We start from the raw sequence: 3,382 nt of genomic DNA, 5'->3' as shown, positions 1-3,382 counted from the left end.
TTCGCCGCTTATCGAGTGTATCATAGTAGCCCGATATAAAGACCGTCATGGCATGGAAGCATGGGAGATCTCGGCACTCGTCGAGTTCAGTGAAGCAGCAGCGTACAGCAGCCTGGTGAGCGAGGCTTCGCGCTTCTGCGCAGAGCACGGGTTCAGCGCCTGCCGCCTGGGTTTGGCGCAGGTGCTTGTCGCGCCGGCAGTAAGAAATACACTTAATCTTAATCGGGTCATCGCGCTGGGCGTTGGTGAACCGGCAAGCGAAGCTGCGCTTGAGCGGGTGGCGGGGATCTATCAGGAGCACGGCTTGTCGTATGCGATTGAAGTCGCACCAGGTGCGCAGCCAGCGGAGCTCGTCGCCTGGTTGCGCGCGCGCCGAATGCGGCGCAGCGTCCCGACGGCGATGCACTACCGGGCGCTGGATACCCCCTTGCCAGCGGACGCATCCACTGTCTCGGTCGTACGCGCCAACAGCGAGCAATACGAGCAGGTGGCGGAGATCTGCTGTTCGGTCTTTCGCATGCCGGCGGCAGCGCGCTGTCTGCTCGCCGCTGCCGGCAGCGTCTCTGGCTGGCGCCATTGGCTCGCTTATCACGGCAAGACTCCGATAGCAGCCGCGCTTTCCTACGTTGCCGACGGCGTCGCCTGGCTCGGCTGGGATGCCACGCTGCCCGAGTACCGGGGCCACCGCGCCCAGCGAGCGCTGATTGCGGCGCGGATCGACGACGCCACGGCGGCGGGCTGCCACCATGCCACGACCGAAACCGCGCTTCATGCGGGAGCGCGACAGGATCCATCGTATCGAAACTACGCTGCGATGGGGTTTGTTTTCGCTTATGAAAGAAGCACCTATGTCAGAGCCCACAGTCTTGCCCCGGTCCCGGACGCAACCCCCTGAGCACCCAGGCAAGCCCGGCCGACGGCCGTCGCCTTGCGCACCACGCGTTCAGTGGCGTCAGACAACAGCTTGGTCGAGCTTCGCTGGATGCTGGCAATGAGCGAGCGGGAGACCGCATCGGCGGTATCGCCGGGACCGGCCGACTGGCCGACGCCGGGCAAGGCCTGGAACGTGCCGAAGAATTCGGTGCTGGAAGCGGTTGGCCAGACGCCGATCGTGCGTCTGGCGCAGTTGTTCGAGGAATCCGGTCTGGAAGTGTTCGGCAAGCTCGAGGCACTCAATCCAGGCGGCAGCATCAAGGACCGGCCGGCCTACAACATCCTGACGCATGCTCTGGCCACCGGCGTCATCACGCGCGAGACGACGATCGTCGAGTCCAGTTCCGGAAACTTCGCGATCGGCCTGGCGCAGGTCTGCGCCTATCTCAGGTTGCGCCTGGTCTGCGTCGTGGACATCAAGACGACCACGCTGAACATCCGGATCATCGAAGCCTACGGCGCGCGCGTCGACCTGGTCAGCAAGCCTGATCCCGAGTCCGGCGAGTATCTGATGGCGCGACTCAAGCGCGTGCGCCAGATTCTCGACAGTGTGCCGAGCGGTTTCTGGCCGAACCAGTACGTCAATGCCGACAACGCCGGTGCACATTACGGGTCGACCATGCCCGAGATCGTCGCCACGCTGGGCACCGACATCGACTATCTGGTCCTCGCCGTCAGCACCTGCGGTACCTTGCGCGGCTGCGCCGATTTCGTTCATGACCATGCGATGAAGACCAAGATCGTCGCGGTCGACGCGATGGGCAGCGTGATTTTTGGTCGGCCTTCGGGCAAGCGCCTGCTCCCCGGACACGGCGCCGGCATCGTTCCCAAGCTGTTCAAGGACGATCTGGCCGACATCGTGGTCCACGTCTCTGATCTCGATTGCGTCCTCGGCTGCCGCCGGCTGGTCCAGCAGGAGGCGATCCTGGCCGGGGCCTCGTCCGGCGGGATCATCTCGGCGATTGAAAGCCTGGCCGCCGACGGCACCATCGCACCGGGCAAGCGCTGCGTCGCGGTCCTGCCCGACCGCGGCGAGCGCTACCTCGATACCGTCTATTCGGACACCTGGGTGCAGGAGAAACTGGGCTCCGAGGCGCTTTCCGTCTGACCCTGCGCACGGCCACCACCTGGCCGCACCCGTGCCGCGGCGAGCAGCGGCTCGCCGCAAGCTTTTTACGACTCCTTACGGAAATGAGGAAAAAATGAATACTGACAATGGTCTCCTGGTGCTTGGCGGACCCGACATCCAGGCCCTGCTGGAAGGGCGCAAACGCGCCGTCGTCGACGCCGTCAGACAGGCCTACATCGAGCATCAGGCCGGCAACAGTTGCCTGCCACACTCGGTCTTCGTACGCTTTCCCGGCCGCGTCAAGGAACGCATCATCGCCCTGCCCGCCTATCTCGGCGGAGCCGACGAGATCGCCGGAATCAAGTGGATTTCTTCCTTTCCCGCCAACCTTGAGCGCGGCATCAGTCGCGCCTCCGCGATCATGGCGATCAACTCGCTGCAGACCGGCCGTCCCGAAGTCGTCCTCGAAGGCTCCTTGATCAGCGCCGCACGAACAGCCGCCAGCGCTGCTCTGGCCGCCGACGTGCTGCACCAGGGCGACTTCATCGAAACCCTCGGCGTCGTCGGCTGCGGGCTGATCAACCTCGAGATCGTCCGCTACATTCTGGCGCTCGAGCGCAGAATCGGCAGCATCCTCGTCTACGACATCGACGCGCAACGTGCCGATCGTTTCACCCGTCTCCTCGCGCCGCACGTCGGCAACATCCGCGTCGAGTCGTCGTCCGAGCTCAATGCGCTCCTCGCCCGCGCGCAGGTCATCTCCTTCGCCACCACCGCCGTCGAACCGACCGTTGCCGACGTCTCCGCGTGTTCCCCGGCAGCGACCATCCTGCACATTTCGCTGCGCGATCTGACCGCCGATGTCGTCTTGCGCACCGACAACGTGGTCGACGACGTCGATCATGCCATTCGCGCGCAGACTTCATTGCATCTCGCCGAACAGAAGGTTGGCCACCGCGAATTCGTCCGCTGCACCTTGGCCGAAATCCTCAACGGCACTCAGCCCGCACGGCGCGATGATCACAGCGTCGCCGTCTTCAGTCCTTTCGGCCTGGGTATCCTCGACCTCGCGCTCGCCCGACTGGTCATCGAAGCCGCGCGAAAACACGGTCGCGGCACGCGCGTCGAGCAATTCTTCGACGGCACCTGAGCCACCCTTCAAAGCCCCTCCACCCAGTGCGCCGTCGCCAGTGGAGGGACTTCCCGAACTGCGCTTCTGGCCCGCTCCATCCTTGCACCTGGCATGCTTCCTGCGTTCCCGACCAGGGCGCTGGCGGCAGCCCAGGGAGCGCAGTCAGGTGCGCGAGAGCGGACGCCAGCGGCCAGGCCAGGCCCGGGCCGGGCCTGGCGACTAGGCACGCTGTCGGTTCACCATGCTGG

The 3,382-nt window shown here is 64.9% G+C and carries 3 protein-coding genes; all 3 read left to right on the top strand.

What is annotated here, in order from left to right; translation table 11 throughout:
* Window positions 1-52 precede the first annotated feature (52 nt).
* Window positions 53-895 carry a GNAT family N-acetyltransferase gene (locus tag RKP46_RS14085; RefSeq protein WP_311107217.1) on the top strand — a complete coding sequence of 281 codons (843 nt, stop codon included), beginning with the start codon at window positions 53-55 and terminating at the stop codon, window positions 893-895.
* A gap of 96 nt (window positions 896-991) precedes the next feature.
* Window positions 992-2,041, top strand: a complete 1,050-nt coding sequence (gene sbnA, locus RKP46_RS14080; protein ID WP_311107216.1) for a 2,3-diaminopropionate biosynthesis protein SbnA — start codon at window positions 992-994, stop codon at window positions 2,039-2,041.
* Between the two features lie 94 nt (window positions 2,042-2,135).
* The gene (sbnB, locus tag RKP46_RS14075) at window positions 2,136-3,152 is read left to right on the top strand and encodes a 2,3-diaminopropionate biosynthesis protein SbnB (RefSeq protein WP_311107215.1); all 1,017 of its coding nucleotides are present in this window, start codon (window positions 2,136-2,138) and stop codon (window positions 3,150-3,152) included.
* Window positions 3,153-3,382: the final 230 nt, after the last annotated feature.

Origin of the sequence: Accumulibacter sp. (assembly GCF_031732815.1) — a bacterium.
Lineage (GTDB): Bacteria > Pseudomonadota > Gammaproteobacteria > Burkholderiales > Rhodocyclaceae > Accumulibacter.
Note: the sequence above shows the minus strand (reverse complement) of the source record. Positions and strands in the feature narration are given on the sequence as shown.